The sequence below is a fragment of the Duganella sp. GW821-FHT07F09 genome (assembly GCF_059418705.1).
Genome location: NZ_JBWKQJ010000003.1, coordinates 531,221 through 548,085, shown reverse-complemented (window position 1 = coordinate 548,085; position 16,865 = coordinate 531,221). Strand labels below are relative to the sequence as shown.

Below are 16,865 nucleotides of genomic sequence, written 5' to 3'. Positions count from 1 at the left end.
GCAACTCCTGCGATTTCGCCTACATTTACACGAAAATCACTATTTTTTCCGATGCACAAGATTTATACTCTTGGGAAATTATATGCGAACGCGCATGCGAAAACTTTTTGCCTACTCCTATTTCATCGGCGATCCCGAACAGCAACGACAATTTTTTGTCGAGGGCCGTCCGGTCGTCATCCTGACCCAGGCCTTCGGACTGATCGCCTGGCTGTGCTCGATCACCCTACTGTTCGGCTCCAACGGCAATGGTCACCTGAAGGTGCTGCTGGGTGCGCCGGGTATCCTGGCCAGCCTGTTGATGACCGTCCGCGCCCGCTCGCTGCGCCAATTGATCGCCAGCGGCGTGCTGGGGGCCGTGACCACCGCCATCGCGTTCCGGCTGTTAGTGGACCAAACCGCGTATCCGGTGTTCTGGGTGCTGCCGATCGGCATCGCCATGGCGCTGGCCTCGGCGCCGGTGTTTAGCGGGTTGATCAACTACGTCGCCACCGTCGCCGTCATCTGGCTGGTCCTCGGCGTGGGCAATTTCCCCGGCCAGCCGGGGCAGCTCGACTTCAACCTGGCGCTGGTCGCCGTTGGCGGCAGCCTGTGCATCGGCGTCTATCTCAACATTTTTTTTCTGACATTGCGCGTTGGTAATTTCCGCGCCCGCAAGGAATTGACGGTGCTGGCGTTCAAGGACAGCCTCACCGGCATGAGCAACCGCCGCAAGTTCACCCTCGACGCCCGCGCCGCCCAGCAAACGGCGGGGCCGCTGCACTTGCTGATGATCGACATCGACGACTTCAAGAAAATCAACGATACCCTCGGCCACGACGCCGGCGACGAAGTGCTGAAAAGAACCGCCGCCGTCATCGGCAAGCTGTCCGCCAACCACCTGTGCGGGCGGCTGGGCGGCGAGGAATTCGGCGTCGTCTTCCACGGCGACCTTGCCGACGCGTGCGTGTTCGCCGGCCGGCTACTGGACGAGGTACGGGCGGCCTGCGTGCCGGCGCGCACGATCAGCATCGGCATCGCCGAATTCGACAAGGGGGCCGACCTCTCGGTCAGCTACCGCCATGCCGACCGGGCGCTGTACTCGGCCAAGCATGCCGGTAAAAACCGCTACGTCGTGGCCGCCGATCGGCGCGAAGCGGCCTGACGCCGGCGCAGGCTTTGTCGGCCGCGCGAGCGAGCCGGCCATGCCAATTAACGCGACGCCACGCGGCTCTGGCGGCGCAATTCGTCTTGCATCTGCAGCGTGCTGCGGGCCGCCTGCAAGGTCATCGCATCCGTGCCGCCGGCCTTGCGCACCAAGGGGCGCGGCAAATCGGCCCAGCGGCTGCGCGGCAGACCGGCGCCGCCCTGAATCCCGGGGACGACGCGCTCGACACCGCTGTTGATGACGATGCCATCGGCGCCGGTGTCGCTAACGGCCTCGTCGTTGGCGACGCGGCTGCCCTGCGGGCAATCGGCGTCGGTCAGCAGCACGGCGCCCTGCGGGTCGACACAGCGGTTGATGGCGGCGCCGGTGAACGAGGTGGCGCAGGCGGTGGCGGCGAACAGGCCGGCGCACAGCAGCATTTTTGTCGGTTTCAGTGATGTCTTCATGATGGTTACCCCGTTCAGCTAATGGGGCAATGATCCTCCGTTGAACCGGCCCGCTCTGTACGGAACCACACGTAATCGGTGTCGGGTACAATAGCGGCTTCTTCCGTACAAGACGACGCACCGCCGGCAATGCCCGGCCCCGCCCTCCCATGCCTATGAAACAATTGTTGTTCGTACCCGCGCTAGCGCTATCACTCACCTGCGGCCACGCGGCCGCCGTCGATCTAGACCCGCCCTACGGCTGGAGCACCTCCGCCGAACTGGGCGCGATTTCCACCTCGGGCAATACTGTCGGCACCTCCGTTACCGGCAAGATAGATTCCAAGCAGGAACTTCCCGACTGGAGCAACGAATACATCGCCACCGGCTACTTCAAGGACGAGCAGGTCACCAACAACGACGGCGAAAAAGTGCGCGAGCGCTCGGCGCAGCGCTATTCGCTGTCGGCCAAGGCCGCGTACAAGTTGATGCAGGACCGCGACCGCCTGTTCGCGCTGGCCACGCACGTCGACGACAGGTTCGGCGCCTACATCCGCTACTCGACGATCGGCGTCGGTTATGGCACCCAGGTCTACCAGTCCGAGACCAAGACCGTGGACGTGGAGATCGGTCCTGGCTACTTCCGCGGCGCGCGCGACACCGGCGAGACCGAGAACGGCATAACCATCCGCGGCGCGGGCAACTTCAAATGGCGCCTGAGCGAAAACGCCCTGTTCCAGCAAACCTTGATGGTCGAACGCGGCACCTCGAACACGCACTCGGAAGCGGAAACGTCGCTGCGCACCAAGATCAACAACACCATGCAGTTGAAGGCCGCGTTCAGCGTCCGCAGCGACACCAACGTGCCCGACGATAAAAAGAACACCGACACGCAAACCTCCGTGACCCTGGTCTACTCTTTCTGACGCCTTTACTTTCTTTTTCCTGAACCAACCATGAACACTCCACGCATCCTCGGCACGCCGCTGTCCCCCACCGCCACCAAAGTCATGCTGCTCGGCTCGGGCGAACTAGGCAAGGAAGTCATCATCGCGCTGCAGCGCCTGGGCGTGGAAGTGATCGCCGTCGACCGCTATCCGAACGCGCCCGGCCATCAGGTCGCGCACCGCGCCCACGTCATCAACATGACCGACGGCGCCGCGCTGGCCGCGCTGATCGAGCAGGAAAAGCCGGACCTGATCGTGCCGGAGATCGAAGCCATCGCCACCGACACGCTGGCCGCGCTGGAACAAGCCGGCAAGATCACCTGCATCCCCACCGCGCGCGCCGCGCAGCTGACCATGAACCGCGAAGGCATCCGCTGCCTGGCCGCCGAGACGCTCGGCCTGGCGACGTCGCCGTACCGCTTCGCCAGCAGCCTGGCGGAACTGGAGGCGGCCACCGCCGCCATCGGCTTCCCCTGCGTGATCAAGCCTGTCATGTCGTCGTCGGGCAAAGGCCAGTCGAAGATCGACAGCGCCGCCGAAGTCAAGGCCGCGTGGGACTACGCCGCCGCCGGCAGCCGGGTCGACTCGGGCCGCGTCATCGTCGAAGGCTTCATCGACTTCGACTACGAGATCACGCTGCTGACGGTGCGCTCGATCGGCGCCGACGGCCGGGTGGAAACGCAGTTCTGCGAACCGATCGGCCACGTGCAGGTGCAAGGCGACTACGTCGAATCGTGGCAGCCATGCCGCATGGACCCGGTGGCGCTGGAACGCGCGCGCGACATCGCCGGCAAGGTGACGGCCGACCTGGGCGGCCTTGGGCTGTTCGGCGTCGAGCTGTTCGTCAAGGACGACATGGTATGGTTCTCGGAAGTGAGCCCGCGTCCGCACGACACCGGCATGGTGACCATGGCGACGCAGGTGCAAAGCGAATTCGAACTGCACGCCAAGGCGATTCTGGGCCTGCCGGTCAATGTCGCGCTCAAGGCGCCGGGCGCCTCGGCCGTCATCTACGGCCAGCACGAAGCGGCCGGCATCGCGTTCGAAGGCGTGGCCGAAGCGCTGCGCGTGCCGGGCAGCGACATCCGCCTGTTCGGCAAACCGGAATCGTTCGCGCGCCGCCGCATGGGCGTGGCGCTGGCGACGGCGGACGACGTGGAAACGGCGCGCGCCCGCGCCAAGGAAGCCGCGGCCAAGGTCAAGCCGGTCGTCGCCAAGTAAGGCGACGCCCGCGTGACCACATGGACACGTAGGGCGGATTAGGCGGCACGCCGTAATCGGCCATCGATGAGCCGCTGGCGGCGCATGCATGGCCGATTACGCTGCGCTAATCCGCCCTACGTGTTTTAGAATTTCTCTACATCTGCCTGAACAAATCCACGTAATTGCGGCTCACCACCAGCTGCTCGCTACGCCCCTTGAGCTGCACCATCAAGCGTCCGCGAAAATCCTGCCGGGTTCCCGCCACATGACGCGCCGCGACGATCACACTACGATGTATCTGCCAGAACTGCCGCTCGTCGAGCTGCTCGCGCAATTTGCTGATCGGCGTGCGTATCAAACTCTCGCCATCGGCCAGAAACACGCTCGTGTACTTGTCATTGCTCTGGAAATAAACCACCTCGTCGATCGAAATCAGGCGCGTCTGATCGCCCTGCGAAGCGCGTATCCACTGCAGCGGCTCCGCCACCGCGGGAGCCACCGCCACCGCGCCACCCAGTTGCGCCAACAAGGCCTGCAAAGCGGCCGCCGTCACGCCGCCCGCCGCCGGCGCCTCGCGCCTCGCCCGCAAGGCCGCCTTCAACTTCACGACCGTCTTCGTCAAGCGGTCCAGGCTGGCCGGCTTCAACAAATAATCCACCGCCGAATGCTCGAACGCCTCCACCGCATACTGGTCGAACGCGGTGACGAACACAATGTGCGGCGGCTTGCTCCCCGCCACCAGCCGCGCCGCCACGTCGAGCCCTGTCATGCCCGGCATGCGGATATCCAGGAACACCACGTCGGGCGCCTGCTCGTCGATCAGGCGCAGCGCATCGAGTCCGTTGGCCGCCTTGGCGACCACCCGCAATTCGGGCCACACTGCGTTGAGTTGCCCCTCCAGATAATCGCGCAGGTGCGCTTCGTCGTCGGCTATCAGGGCGCGGAAGGTATCGATGTCGGACTCGCATTCAAAGGCAGCATCAGGCGTACCGTCACGCCGCAAGGTTGATTTTCCAGTAATTCTACCCGAGCCGCGCCGCCGTACAAACTGGCCAGGCGCTCGCGCAGGTTACTCAAGCCCACGCCGCCGCCCTGCTTCCTCGACCCCGCGCCTTGGCCGGCCAGGCCGGCGCCGGTGTCGCTGACCTCCACGCACACACGGTCGCCCAGCACGCGCGCGCTGATGGCGATCTCGCCGCCCTCCACCTTCGGCTCCAGGCCGTGGGTGATCGCGTTCTCCACCACGGGCTGCAGCAGCATCGGCGCGATCGCGAAGCCGCGCAGATCGTCCGGCACGTCGATGCGGTAGCGCAGCCGGTCGCCCATGCGCACCGCCAGCACATCCAGATACGCCGCCAGCAAAACCGCCTCGCTGGCCAAGGTCGCCTGGTCGCCGCGGCTGGCCGCCAGGCTGGCGCGCAGGTAGTCGATGAATCGTTCCAGCATATGCTGCGCGCACGCCGGCTGGGTGCCGATCAGGCCGACCACGTTGGCCAGCGTGTTGTACAGGAAGTGCGGCTCGATCTGCGCCTGCAAGGCGCGCAGGCGCGCCTCGGCCAGCAGCCGCTGGCTCGATGCGATCAGTTCATTGCTGCGCGCCGCCGCCATCGCCGCCTGCATCCGCCGTTCCCCGCTCCGATGGACCAGGTACATGAAACCGGCGACCATCACCCCCGTCGCCAGCGAATACACCCACACGCCGCGCTGGCCCAGCACCATCAGGGGATCGGCCCTGCTCATCAGCAGATTCCCGAGTCCTATGCCAAACGGCACGCTGACCGACATCAGCGCCACGTAGAAAAGCATGCGCCGGGCACCGCGCAGGCGGGCCACCCACCCGTCCAGCGAGCGATTCAACGCCAGCATCCCGCCATACACCAGCCCACCGATCAAATTGGAGATGACCAGCGTGGTAGGAAAATCGCTGCGCAGCCTCTGGCTGCTCGCTCCCCCGGCCATGTCGACCGCCGTCAGCACCAGCGCCACCGCACAGCTGAAGATGACCGTGTAGATGACGTTGCGGGGCACCGAGTGGGGCCAGCGCCGGAAAAAGGGGATGACTTCGAGCGGATGCGCGATCGGATGCGGTTTGCCGCCCGTGATGGTGTCGTGAGTGGTATTCATGTCGCCAGAAAGTTACCATGAAAGCAAACCGGCGCGCGATAAGATAGTCGCGCCAGCGCCCTCGGACCGGCTTTGATGTTGTGCGCGTCGAACACCGTCAGCACCGTCTGCCCGCGCCGCGTGTCCTGCGCCACGCCCACCAGATAACCGTCGGTCTCCGAGCGCGCCCCGCGCCGGGGCACCAGCACATGCTCCTCAACTTGCCAGCCGGCGCCGAAGGCATAGCTATCCGCCTTGCCGCTGTCGGTGTCGATCAGATTGACGGTATTCATAACCAGATCCTTGCCGACGCCGTCGGCGCCGAGCACCGCCAACCTGCGGTGGCGCGCCGCCACCACCTGTGGCGCCACGCGCGGGAATTCGCTGACGCCGAACAGCCGCGCCTCGCGCGCCTGGCCGCTGGCATAGTCCAGCGTGATCTGCACCGTGCTGCTGCGCGCCTCGCGGTATTCGCGCATGTCCCCGCGCATCGGCAGCGCGGGGTCGGGCAGGATGTCGCCTTCGTGCAGCACAGCGTCCAGCCGCGTGCACGCACCGTCCTCGAACGCGTTCCCGAGATGGAAGACGGAACGCGCGGGCAACTCGAACACCTGGCGCAGTTCCAACGTATTCTTGTCGATCACGACCGCGCGCAGCGGCCGGGCGCCGCCGTCCCATCGCAGCCGTTCTGCCAGACTGAGACCGGCATCGGCGCGCATGGCGTACGGTGGCACCAGGAAGATCAGATGGCGCCCGCTGACGACAAAGTCGTGCACCATGTTCAATCCGGGCACCGGCACCATGGCGGTGCGCATTACCTCGCCGGTGGCGCTCAGGCGGTAGATGATTAGCCGGTCGCCGCCAGGTGGATTGCCGAAGTTCCACAGGCCGCCGCCGTCGGGGTCCATTTTCGGATGGGCGGAGAAAGGCATGGCCTTCAGATCGGCGCGCCAGGTCTTGACGCCGCGCGTGGCCAGTGTCTCCGGATCGAGTTCTGTCGCCGAGCCGCCCTCCCACAGCGCGTACACGGCGCCGTTGAACGGCAGCAGATTGGTATTGGCGACGTTGACGCTGTCATTGTTTTTCACCGCCCGGCGCTCGATTTGGGTGCCGAACGCCGGGTACAGGAAGCGGCCCGCCAGGCTCTCGTCCTCGAACTTTTTCGTCGCCACGAACCGGCCACGGTGAACGACCTTGCCGCCACCGATTTGCCAGCGCTGGGCAAAGCCGTCGCCATCGAACCAGTGGTGATAGCGCTCGCCGCCCAACTCGAAGCGTCCCGGCCCGTTGCGGTAGAAGACACCGTTCAAGTCCGGCGGCATCCGGCCCGACATCGTTGCGACGCCTGCCATTTCGCCGCTGGTATCGGCGTATACGGACAGACGCGGATCGCGCTCAAGCGCCTGGTGGAAGCGGCGGGAGGTCTCGCTATCGGCGAGCGCCGGTCCGGCGGACACCCCCAGGGCGGCAAGGCCGATGCCACGGGAAAGGAATTGACGGCGTTGGCTCATCGGAGTCCCCTCTCAACGCAGGTTGACGCTGACGGCGGCGCCGCCGGCCGGCAACTGAAAGCGCGCGTCCTCGTAGCTTGGCGCGGCGCGCTTGCCCATGGCGTTGTTGCTGAAGGCGTAGTCCTCGACAGGCATGCCAGCGGCGTTCATATCCAGCTTGCCGTTGCCATTGGCGTCGTGATAGACCGCGAAGGCGTAGTCGCCGGCCGGCAGCTCCGTGAACTTCAACGTGACGGTGCCCGCCGTCGCCGGGGCCATCAGCGCCCGGTAAGGCTTGCCGCGAAACGCATCGGCGGAATTGTACATAGCGACCATCACCTTGCCATCGGCGCTGGCCACGCCATCGACTGCGATGGTCAGGTCGGCCGCACTGGCGGCGGTGGCGGTGAAGAGGAAGGCAAGGATGGCTGTCGCGGTCTGGCGTGTCATGTCGGGCTCCGTTGGCAAGGTTGGTCAGGGTGGTGGAATCACGACTCCACTCTAGGGGGAGGCGACCGGCGCCGGCGGCCGGTGCGACGAACGGCGCGCAAACGGCGCGAAATGCATGCCGGCGGCGCGAAACGCGCAAACCCGGATGTAAATACGATATAGTGGCCGTGTGCCATTCCGATAACTAGAACATGCTGCCATGCGCGTAGGTCACGATACGGATTCCCCGGCCGCATCCGAGCGCTCCCTGGCCTCCGCCTGGACCGGGGAAGCCGGCGCGCCCAACACGCCAAAACGGCTACTCGGGCTTGCGCTGCTGGCGCTTTGCTACGCGCTGGTGGCCCGCGCCAGCCTGCTGCTGGCCTTCGCCAACACCAACGCCACCCCCGTCTGGCCGCCGTCCGGCATCGCCTTCGCCGCCATCCTGCTGCTCGGCTACCGCGCCTGGCCGGCTATCATGTTGGGAGCTTTCGCCGCCAATCTCGCCACCTTCCACGCCAACGGCCTGCCCCTGGGCGGCGCCGTGGCGTTGGCCTCCTGCGCCATCGCCATCGGAAACACCCTCGAAGCGTTGGCGGGCGCCTGGCTGATACGCCGCTACGCCGACGCCACCCAACCGATAGGCCAGCTGCAGAACGTCTACAAGTTCGCACTGGTCGCCATGGCCATGTGCCTGGTGAGCGCCGGCATCGGCGCCACCACCCTGGTGCTTTTTGGCCTGGCCGGCGCCGACGCCTACGCCACCGTCATGCTGACCTGGTGGGTCGGCGACACCACCGGGGTGCTGCTGGTGACGCCGGCGATCGTCGTCTGGCGGATGGATCGGTCGCTGGCCTGGCGCTGGCCTGGCGTGCTGGAGGTGGCGCTGTCGCTGGCGGCGTTGCTGGCGCTGATCGCCATGGTCTTCTTCCGCGCCTATTCGCCCGACGACCACCTCGGATGGCTGCCCTATGTGTTCGTGCTGTGCGTGGCCTGGGCGTCCTACCGCTACGGCCTGCGCGGCGCCAGTGCCGTGTACATGTGCGCCGCCGCCGGCGCGGTGCTGGGCACCGTCAACGGCCTCGGTCCCTTCGCCGCCGGCACCCTCAACGACGCGCTGATCTCGCTCGACAGCTTCATCGTGTTGTGCAGCCTGATCGGCCTGGTGCTGAGCGCCGACGCCAGCGAACGCAAACGGCTGCAGACGAACGTGCGGGAACACAGCGCCGCGCAATGGGCGACCTTGCTGCTGGGGGTGGGCCTGACGGTTCTGGTGTGGCACCTGGTGGCGGTGGACACCGAACGGCGCGCGCGCGAACGGTTCGACGCGGAGGCCGCCGAGATCGCGCGCGGCATCGTCCAGCGCATGGCCCTTTACGAATCGGGATTGCGCGGTGCCCAGGCGCTGTTCAAGGCCGAGCAGGAGCCGACGCGCACCCAGTGGCGCGACTTCGCCGCCGGCCTTGACCTGCCAAACAACTTCCCCGGCGTGATGGGGCTGGGCTACGGGATTTTCCTGCGCCACGACCAGCGCGCGGCACTGGAGCGCCAGGTGCGCCAGGAGGGCTATCCGGAGTTCCGCGTCTGGTCGCTCGATGCGACGCAAGCGGCGCCCCCGCCGCCGGCCTCGGTGGCGGTGCTGTACCTGGAGCCCTTCGACGAGCGCAACCGCCGCGCCTTCGGCTACGACATGTTTTCCGAACCAATCCGCAAGGTGGCGCTGCGCAACGCCGCGCGCTCGGGCATGCCGGCGCTGAGCGCCAAGGTGGAACTGGTGCAGAGCGCGAGGGACGGACACCAGCCGGGCTTCCTCATGTATTTTCCGGTCTACCGCAAACAGGCGGGACTGTCCGCCGGCGCGACGCCGGAGCAGCGCATGGCGGCGCTGCAGGGTTACGCCTACAGCCCTATCCTGGCCGAGGAATTGATGCGCGACTTGCTCGGCGCCGGCGGGCAGGCGGAAAACCACGCGGGCGCGCACGCGATCCGGCTGGAGATCTTCGACGGCGACGAGGCCGACGCCAGGGCGCGCCTGTACGCCAGCGCCGCCGACCGCACCGAGAACGACCGCCTGCATTATCCCAATCCGTTCGCGCGCGAGATGCCGCTCGAGCTGCTGCAGCACCGCTGGACGCTGCGTTTCACGTCGCTGCCGGCCTTCGAGCGCTCCATCGACCGCCAGAAATCGCACATCGTGCTGCTGGCCGGCGTCATCATCAGCCTGCTGTTCTTCGGCGTGGTGCGGGCGCTGACCGCGCGCCACGTCTACGCCACCGCGCTGGCGCGGCAAATGACGGGCGCGCTGAGAGAGTCGGAAGGCTCGCTGATCGCCGCGCGCGACCTGGCCGAAGCGGCCAGCCGCGCCAAGACCGAGTTCGTGGCCAACATGAGCCACGAGATCCGCACCCCGCTCAACGCCGTGCTGGGAATGACGCACTTGCTGAGCAACACACCGCTGTCGGCAGACCAGCAAAAGTACCTGGAGATGATACGGACGTCCGGCAACTCGCTGCTCGGCATCCTGAACGACGTGCTGGACTTCTCCAAGATCGAGGCGGGCCGCATGGAATTGTCGCCGGCGCCGTTCCAGCTCGGCGCCGTGCTGGAGACGCTGGCCAACATCATGACCGTCAACGGCGGCGAGAAGGACCTGGAGCTGGCCATCGGCATCGAGCCCGGCGTGCCGCAGGCGCTGCTCGGCGACGGCCACCGGCTGCAGCAGGTGCTGGTCAACCTGGTCGGCAACGCCATCAAGTTCACCGAAAAAGGCTCGGTTGCGGTGCTGGTGGAACTGGTGGCCGGCGCCGCCGGCGTCAACCCGGCGGCTGGCGCCGCGGCCACGCTGCGCTTCACCGTCAGCGACAGCGGCATCGGCATCCCGGCCGACAGCCTGGCGCAGTTGTTCGCGCCCTTCTCCCAGGCCGACGCCTCGATGACGCGCCGCTTCGGCGGCACCGGCCTGGGACTGGCGATCTCGCGCCGCATCGCCGCCTTGATGGGCGGCGCGATCGAGGTACGCAGCACGCCGGGCGTCGGCAGCGAATTCGTGCTGACGGTGCCCATGCTGCGCGCCCACGCGCCGGCGGCCGACGATGCGGCCGGCCTGCCCGCGCAGCATTTGCTGGTGGTCGACGACGATCCCGTCAGCGTCCGCTATCTGTACAAAACGATACGCGCGCAAGGCTGGCGCTGCGACTGCGCCGGCTCGGGCGAGCAGGCGCTGACGTTGCTGCGCGGGGCCGCCGGCCGCTATGGCGCCGTGCTGGTGGATTGGAACATGCCCGACATGGACGGCCTGGCGACGATGGCGGCGATACGCGCCGCCGACCCCGGCGCGCCGCCCATCGTCCTGATGGTCAGCGCCTTCGGCCAGGGCAAGCTGCTGCTCGCCGACGGCGCGCAAAGCGCCGACGCGGTGCTGCTCAAACCCGTCACCGGCCAGCGCCTGCACGATACCGTGCGGCTGGCGCGCGCCGCGCGCGAAACATCGGCGGCGGACAAGGAAAAATCGGAAAATGCCGGCGCTCCGGCGACGCCGGATTCCGGGTCCGCCGCCGATGCGGCGCAGTCGCCCGCCTCGGGACCGCCCCCCGGCCTGCGCGTCGACGGTGCGCGCATCCTGCTGGTGGAGGACAATCCGATCAATCAGCTGGTTGCCAAGAGCATGCTCGATTACGCCGGCGCCATCATCGACACGGTCGAGAATGGCCGCGAGGCGGTCGACCTGCTGCGCACAGAGTCGCACCGCTACGACCTGGTTTTAATGGACGTGCAGATGCCGGAAATGGACGGTTTCGAGGCCACCCGCCTGATCCGGTCCGAACTGAAACTGACGCTGCCCGTGCTGGCGATGACCGCCGGCGTGATGGCCTCGGAGCGCGAACAATGCATCGCTTCCGGCATGAACGACTTCATCGCCAAGCCGATCGACGTCGAGGAAATGCTGCGCGCCATCGTGCGCAACCTGCCCACGACACCGCGCCCCGACGCGCGCTGACACCCCTCCCCCCTGCCGCCGACTTTGTGTCATGACCCGGTTGCGCCCGGCGCCGGCGGACGTGCCGAAAATCACAGACATGGCTTAGGAAAGCTTGCCGTTTGTGTCACATGATAGCGATCCCATATTGCAAGTCGTTGCCCATGAACAACGAAATTGTGACATTTCCGTATAAATTTGACCCAAATCAACGCCTTCCGAGCCACACTAAAAAAGACGATCAGGACAGCCAAGACGTCCAGACACAACCACCGGAGGGAACACGATGAAACAAACCAGGCTTGCAAACCGCACTTTAGCCAGCACCCCAGTTTTCACTCCCGCGATGAAGTCGCTGATGGCGCTGGCGGTCCTCGGCGCCTTTTGCGCCACGGCCTACGCGCAGGACGGCCTGCCGATCACCATCAGCGGATTCGGCACCGGCGCGCTCACCAGGACCAACACCGATCTGGCCGAGTTCGGCCGCGTCAGCCAGGCCTCCGGCGCCGGCAAAGACTTCCGCACCGGCGTCGATTCCAACTTCGGCGTGCAGGCCACGGCCAAATACAGCGACAATCTGTCCTTTACCGCGCAGGGCCTGGTGCTCAAACGCGGGGAATACGACGAGTACAAAGGCACGCTGGCATGGGCGTTCGCCAAGTACAAGATTAACGACGATTTCAGCGTACGCCTCGGCCGCATCGCCGCGCCGATCTATATGATCTCGGACGTGCGCAACGTCGGCTATGCCAACACGATGCTGCGCCCACCGACCGAGGTCTACGCGCAGGTGCCGATGGACTCCATCAACGGCGGCGACATCCTCTACCAGCACGGTTACGGCGACAGCACGGTGACGGCGCAACTGGCCGCCGGAACGGCCAAATCCAAGACTCCAGGCACCGTCTCGAACGTCGGCACGGTCGCGGCCTACGTGTCGCTCGAAAATGGTCCCTTCACCTACCGCATCGGCCATGCGCAGGCCAACGTCAGCATCCATAATCAAGGGCTCGATCAGTTGGTCGGCGCCGCCAAGGCGGCCCGCCTGGGTATCGACGACCAGTTGGACGTGATCGACTTCAAGGGCACTTTCAGTTCGCTGGGCCTGGTCATGGACTACAAGAACATCATCGCCCAGGCCGAATACGGCGTGCGTAAGACCGATACCCGCCTCGTGCCAGATACCACTTCGTGGTACGCGATGCTGGGCTACCGCTACGGAAAATTCGTGCCCTATTATGTGCACGGCGACGTCAAGCAAGACAGCATCCGCGAATTCTCATCGCTGCCCACCACCGGCCCGCTGGCCGGCCTGGTGGCGGGGCTCAACGGCGCGATCAAGGGCGGCGAACAATCGAGCGACGCCGTCGGCATCCGCTGGGACTTCTATAAATCGGCGGCGTTGAAGGTGCAGGTCGACCGCCTTAAACCAAAGGGCGGCGGCAACGGCACCCTGATCAACGTCAAGCCCGGCTTCAACGGCAGATCCGTGACCGTCTACGCCGCCGCCATCGATTTCGTCTTCTAAGGAGAGCCACATGAAAACGACTATCGGCAAGCTGCTGCTGGCGGCGGGTGTCTGCGCGTTCGCCGCGCCTTCGTTCGCGGCGGAGATCGTGGTGATCGTCAATCCGAAGAACCCCGCCACGCGCATGTTCAGCGAACAGGCGGGCCAGTTCTTCCTCGGTAAATCGACCCTGTTCACGCCCATCGAACACACCGACGGCGCGCTGCGCAACGAGTTCTATAAAAAGGTGCTGGACAAGGACGCCACGCAGGTCAAGGCCATCTGGTCGAAGCTGGTCTTCACCGGCAAGGCCAGCGCGCCCAAGGAGTACGCCTCCAGCGCCGAAGTGAAGAAGGCCGTGGCGGCCGACCCGAGCGCCATCGGCTATATCGAGAAATCGCAGGTCGACGACACGGTCAAGGTGATCCTCACCGTGCAGTAAAACCGCGCGATAAAAACCGCCCGCATCCGGGCGGTTTTTTCATCCCTCGACCACGATCACGGGCCGCAGCCGCTTGCGCGAGGCCCGCGCGTGCGGCACCCACGCGTGGGTTTGCCAGCGGTGCCACATGATCAAGCCGCGTATCCATTCATCGGCGACGTAGGCGATCCACACGCCGACCAGGCCCCAGCCCAGCACCACACCCAGCACCCAGCTGCCGCCGGCCAGTACCAGCAGCATCGACAAGGCGCCCGCCATCACCGGAAAACGCGCGTCGCCGGCCGCGCGCAGCGCGTTGATCACCACCAGGTTGAAGGTGCGGCCCGGCTCCAGCAGCACCGTGATCCACAACAGCGCGATGCCGGCGTCGATGATTTGCTGGTCCTGCGTGAACCATCCCAGCAGCCAGCGCCCGGCCAGCGCGGCGGCGGCGGCGATCACCACGCACGCCACCAAGCCGATTTTCAGCGCCCGCCGCACCACGGCGTGCGCCTCGCGCAGGTCGCCCGCGCCGATCAGGTAGCCGACCACGATCTCCACCGCCAGGCCGGTGGCGATACTGAACATCATCACCCCGCCCATCAACTGCAGCACGTAGGCCTGGGTCGCCAGGGCGGTGGCGCCCAGTTGCGCCGCCGTCGCCACGCTGAACATGAACGCCAGGCGGTAGGCGATATTCTCGGCCGCCCCGGGCAGGCCGATATGCAGCACCGCCGCCAGCTCGCGGCGCGGCAAGCGCCACCAGTCGCCGCGCACCAGGGTGACGCCGAGGTGGATGCGCCACAGCCACAGGTGCAGCGCCAGGCCGATGGCGCGGCTGACCGCCAACGCCGCCGCGAATCCGGGCAGGCCCATGGCGGGCACCGGGCCCCAGCCGTACATCAGCGGGATGGCCAGCGCCAGGTGGCTGGCGTGCATGGCGATCAGCACCAGCAGCGTGTCGCGCGTGCGCAGATGGGCGCGCATCACGCTGGCCATGGAAGCGTTCCAGGCGTCGAACAACAGCGATGGCGCCAGCGCCATCAACAGCGGCGCGGCCAGCGGGAAGACCTCGGGCGGCGCGTTGAGCAGGTGCAGCAACCCATTGGCGCCCACCAGCGCGGCGAGCGCCGCGACCGCGCCGAGCCAGGTGCTGGCGCCGACCACCGCGCGGGCGACCTTGTCGGCGGCGTCACGCTGGCCGCCGCCGAGATTTTGCGTGACCACCACGCTGACACCGGCGCCGATGATGCGGAACAGGATGAACAGGGTGGCCGAGACCTGGCTGGCGATCGCGAAGGCGCCGCCGGCGGCGTCCGAGATGCGCGAGGCCAGCGCGGTGCCGACCACGCCGGCGCCTATCGCCAATCCCAGTTCGACCAGCAGCGGCCACGCCAGGTTGAACATGGGCGGGGTGCCGGAGGGGGATTTGGGAGCGGACATGGATGGTTCGGGAGAGTTAGTAGTGCTGGGCTCCCTTAGTTTACAGCAATATCGGCCAGTGGATGGGCCGCCGCAACGCATGCGTGGCGGATTACGCTGCGCTAATCCGCCCTACGTGGATCCGATGGACGCCGGATTTCGTAGGCATCGGTGGTTTGCGCGTCGTGGCGTCGATCTGGAAGGAGCCCACCAGTTGCGCCAGTTCTTTCGCCTGCGCCTGCATCGCGCCGGCGGCCGCCGCCGCTTCCTCCACCAGGGCGGCGTTCTGCTGCGTGACGCCGTCCATCTCGCCGATGGCGGTGGTGACCTGCCCGATGCCGTGTTCCTGCTCGGCGCTGGCTGTGCTGATCGAGGCCATGATGGCGGTGACCCTGCGCACGCTCAGCACGATTTCGTCCATCGTCGCGCCGGCGTTTTCGGCCAGCGCGCTGCCGCTGGCGATTTGCTCGGCCGAGTCGTTGATCAACTTCTTGATCTCCCTGGCCGCCGCCGCCGAACGCTGCGCCAGGTTGCGCACCTCGGAAGCGACCACCGCGAAACCGCGTCCCTGCTCGCCGGCGCGCGCCGCTTCGACGGCGGCGTTCAACGCCAGAATATTGGTCTGGAAGGCGATGCTGTCGATCACGCCGGTGATGTCGACGATCTTGTGCGCGTAGTCGTTAATGCCGGCCATCGTCCGCACCACTTCCGACACCACCTTGCCGCCCTTTTCCGCCACCTCGGACGCCGACAAGGCCAGCGCGTTGGCCTGGCGCGCGTTGCCGCTGTTTTCGCGCACCGCCGACGTCAGTTGCACCATCGCCGACGCGGTCTCCTGCAGCGCCCCGGCCTGATGCTCGGTGCGGCGCGACAGATCCATGTTGCCGTTGGCGATCTCGCGCGAGGCCGAGTCGATCGCCACCGCGCCGTCGCGCACCCGGCCGACGGTGTGGGCCAGGCGGCCGGTCATGTGGCTCAACGCGTCGAACAGTTGGCCGATCTCGTCGCCGCGCCCATGCTCGATGACGACGTGCAGCTGGCCGGCCGCCACCTGTTCGGCCAGCGCCACCGCCCGCGTCAGCGGACGCACGATACTGCGCGTCAGCATCAACGCCAGCACGGCGCCCAGCGCCAAGGTCGCCAAGCCAAGGCCGATCAGCAGCGCGCGGCTGCTTTGGTACTGGCTGGCCGACAGCGCCGCCATCGTCCTGGCCTCCTGCGTTTGATACGCCAGCAGTTTCTGCAGCGCGCCGGTGTAGGCGCCGAAAGCGGCGCCGAGGCCGGTGTCGAGCAAGTCGCTCACTTCCTGTATCCGCCCGCCGTCCTTCAATTTGAACAGGTCTGCGCGCACTGCCTGATACGCCGCCCGCCTGGCGCCGACGGCCACCAACAGCTCGTGCTCGACGCCGTCGGCCGGCATCGCGGCCAGTTGGCGATCCATACCCGCCGCCACCTTTTCGCCGGCGACCAACTGCGCGTGGAAGATGTCGCCCACTTCCAGGCTGTCGCTGCGGGCGATCGAGATCGCCCGCAAGCCATTGAGCTCGGCCACGCCCAGCAGCTCGGACGTCAGCTGCTGCTTGGCCAGTTTTTCATCGACCAGGTTGGACGCGGTGTCGTTGGCCGACTGCAGGCGCCACAGCGACACGGCCGACATGCAGCCCATCGCGAACAGCAGCATGGCGAACGACGCCAGCACGCGCGCGCCGGTTTTCAATTGAGGGAGTTTCATCGCGACAGTTCTTCCGAGTAATTAATGTTATAACACCGACATTAATCACTATACGCGACGAAT

At 66.4% G+C, this 16,865-nt stretch carries 13 protein-coding genes; 6 read left to right on the top strand and 7 right to left on the bottom strand.

The window, feature by feature from the left end; translation table 11 throughout:
- The first annotated feature begins 94 nt into the window (after window positions 1-94).
- Complete coding sequence (locus tag AC07P1_RS10895) at window positions 95-1,144, top strand: GGDEF domain-containing protein (RefSeq protein ID WP_494695817.1); 1,050 nt, start codon at window positions 95-97, stop codon at window positions 1,142-1,144.
- A 47-nt stretch (window positions 1,145-1,191) separates the two neighbouring features.
- Here AC07P1_RS10895 and AC07P1_RS10890 read toward each other — a convergent pair whose 3' ends face one another.
- Window positions 1,192-1,593, bottom strand: coding sequence for a hypothetical protein (locus tag AC07P1_RS10890; RefSeq protein WP_494695816.1), 402 nt, complete (start codon window positions 1,591-1,593; stop codon window positions 1,192-1,194).
- 155 nt (window positions 1,594-1,748) lie between these two features.
- Here AC07P1_RS10890 and AC07P1_RS10885 point away from each other — a divergent pair, with 155 nt between their 5' ends.
- Window positions 1,749-2,498 (top strand): DUF481 domain-containing protein, encoded by a 750-nt coding sequence (locus AC07P1_RS10885; protein ID WP_494695952.1) that lies wholly within the window; start codon window positions 1,749-1,751, stop codon window positions 2,496-2,498.
- 30 nt (window positions 2,499-2,528) lie between these two features.
- Window positions 2,529-3,740 (top strand): formate-dependent phosphoribosylglycinamide formyltransferase, encoded by a 1,212-nt coding sequence (gene purT / locus AC07P1_RS10880; protein WP_494695815.1) that lies wholly within the window; start codon window positions 2,529-2,531, stop codon window positions 3,738-3,740.
- Window positions 3,741-3,876: 136 nt separating this feature from the next.
- Here purT and AC07P1_RS10875 read toward each other — a convergent pair whose 3' ends face one another.
- Genes AC07P1_RS10875 through AC07P1_RS10860 form a run of 4 tightly spaced genes read right to left on the bottom strand, consistent with a single transcriptional unit; the run spans window position 3,877 to window position 7,765 of the window.
- Window positions 3,877-4,635 (bottom strand): LytR/AlgR family response regulator transcription factor, encoded by a 759-nt coding sequence (locus AC07P1_RS10875; RefSeq protein WP_363496440.1) that lies wholly within the window; start codon window positions 4,633-4,635, stop codon window positions 3,877-3,879.
- Window positions 4,636-4,655: 20 nt separating this feature from the next.
- A complete protein-coding gene (locus AC07P1_RS10870; protein WP_494695814.1) occupies window positions 4,656-5,846 on the bottom strand; it encodes a sensor histidine kinase in 1,191 nt (396 codons plus the stop codon).
- Window positions 5,843-7,336, bottom strand: coding sequence for a carotenoid oxygenase family protein (locus AC07P1_RS10865; RefSeq protein WP_494695813.1), 1,494 nt, complete (start codon window positions 7,334-7,336; stop codon window positions 5,843-5,845). Before AC07P1_RS10865 ends, AC07P1_RS10870 begins: the two co-directional genes overlap by 4 nt.
- 12 nt (window positions 7,337-7,348) lie before the next feature.
- Window positions 7,349-7,765, bottom strand: coding sequence for a DUF2141 domain-containing protein (locus AC07P1_RS10860; protein ID WP_494695812.1), 417 nt, complete (start codon window positions 7,763-7,765; stop codon window positions 7,349-7,351).
- 199 nt (window positions 7,766-7,964) lie between these two features.
- On the opposite strand from AC07P1_RS10860, the gene AC07P1_RS10855 reads away from it, so the two are divergent.
- From AC07P1_RS10855 to AC07P1_RS10845, 3 genes are all read left to right on the top strand, one after another.
- Entirely contained in the window at window positions 7,965-11,741 is a 3,777-nt protein-coding gene (locus AC07P1_RS10855; protein ID WP_494695811.1) for a CHASE domain-containing protein, read from the top strand.
- A 265-nt stretch (window positions 11,742-12,006) separates the two neighbouring features.
- On the top strand, window positions 12,007-13,248 hold the full coding sequence (locus tag AC07P1_RS10850) for a hypothetical protein (RefSeq protein ID WP_494695810.1): 1,242 nt from the start codon (window positions 12,007-12,009) through the stop codon (window positions 13,246-13,248).
- 10 nt (window positions 13,249-13,258) lie between these two features.
- Window positions 13,259-13,669, top strand: a complete 411-nt coding sequence (locus AC07P1_RS10845; RefSeq protein ID WP_315216597.1) for a hypothetical protein — start codon at window positions 13,259-13,261, stop codon at window positions 13,667-13,669.
- Between the two features lie 39 nt (window positions 13,670-13,708).
- On the opposite strand, the gene AC07P1_RS10840 is transcribed toward AC07P1_RS10845, so the two are convergent.
- Together AC07P1_RS10840 and AC07P1_RS10835 are read right to left on the bottom strand one after the other, a co-directional pair.
- On the bottom strand, window positions 13,709-15,091 hold the full coding sequence (locus AC07P1_RS10840; RefSeq protein WP_494695809.1) for an MATE family efflux transporter: 1,383 nt from the start codon (window positions 15,089-15,091) through the stop codon (window positions 13,709-13,711).
- 91 nt (window positions 15,092-15,182) lie between these two features.
- On the bottom strand, window positions 15,183-16,802 hold the full coding sequence (locus tag AC07P1_RS10835) for a methyl-accepting chemotaxis protein (protein ID WP_494695808.1): 1,620 nt from the start codon (window positions 16,800-16,802) through the stop codon (window positions 15,183-15,185).
- Window positions 16,803-16,865: the final 63 nt, after the last annotated feature.

What these genes read in the sequence shown, in the direction of transcription:
- AC07P1_RS10895 (WP_494695817.1), top strand. Translation starts at nt 95, where the DNA reads ATGCGAAAACTTTTTGCCTACTCCTATTTCATCGGCGATCCCGAACAG.
- AC07P1_RS10890 (WP_494695816.1), bottom strand. Translation starts at nt 1,593, where the DNA reads ATGAAGACATCACTGAAACCGACAAAAATGCTGCTGTGCGCCGGCCTG.
- AC07P1_RS10885 (WP_494695952.1), top strand. Translation starts at nt 1,749, where the DNA reads ATGAAACAATTGTTGTTCGTACCCGCGCTAGCGCTATCACTCACCTGC.
- purT (WP_494695815.1), top strand. Translation starts at nt 2,529, where the DNA reads ATGAACACTCCACGCATCCTCGGCACGCCGCTGTCCCCCACCGCCACC.
- AC07P1_RS10870 (WP_494695814.1), bottom strand. Translation starts at nt 5,846, where the DNA reads ATGAATACCACTCACGACACCATCACGGGCGGCAAACCGCATCCGATC.
- AC07P1_RS10865 (WP_494695813.1), bottom strand. Translation starts at nt 7,336, where the DNA reads ATGAGCCAACGCCGTCAATTCCTTTCCCGTGGCATCGGCCTTGCCGCC.
- AC07P1_RS10860 (WP_494695812.1), bottom strand. Translation starts at nt 7,765, where the DNA reads ATGACACGCCAGACCGCGACAGCCATCCTTGCCTTCCTCTTCACCGCC.
- AC07P1_RS10855 (WP_494695811.1), top strand. Translation starts at nt 7,965, where the DNA reads ATGCGCGTAGGTCACGATACGGATTCCCCGGCCGCATCCGAGCGCTCC.
- AC07P1_RS10850 (WP_494695810.1), top strand. Translation starts at nt 12,007, where the DNA reads ATGAAACAAACCAGGCTTGCAAACCGCACTTTAGCCAGCACCCCAGTT.
- AC07P1_RS10845 (WP_315216597.1), top strand. Translation starts at nt 13,259, where the DNA reads ATGAAAACGACTATCGGCAAGCTGCTGCTGGCGGCGGGTGTCTGCGCG.
- AC07P1_RS10840 (WP_494695809.1), bottom strand. Translation starts at nt 15,091, where the DNA reads ATGTCCGCTCCCAAATCCCCCTCCGGCACCCCGCCCATGTTCAACCTG.
- AC07P1_RS10835 (WP_494695808.1), bottom strand. Translation starts at nt 16,802, where the DNA reads ATGAAACTCCCTCAATTGAAAACCGGCGCGCGCGTGCTGGCGTCGTTC.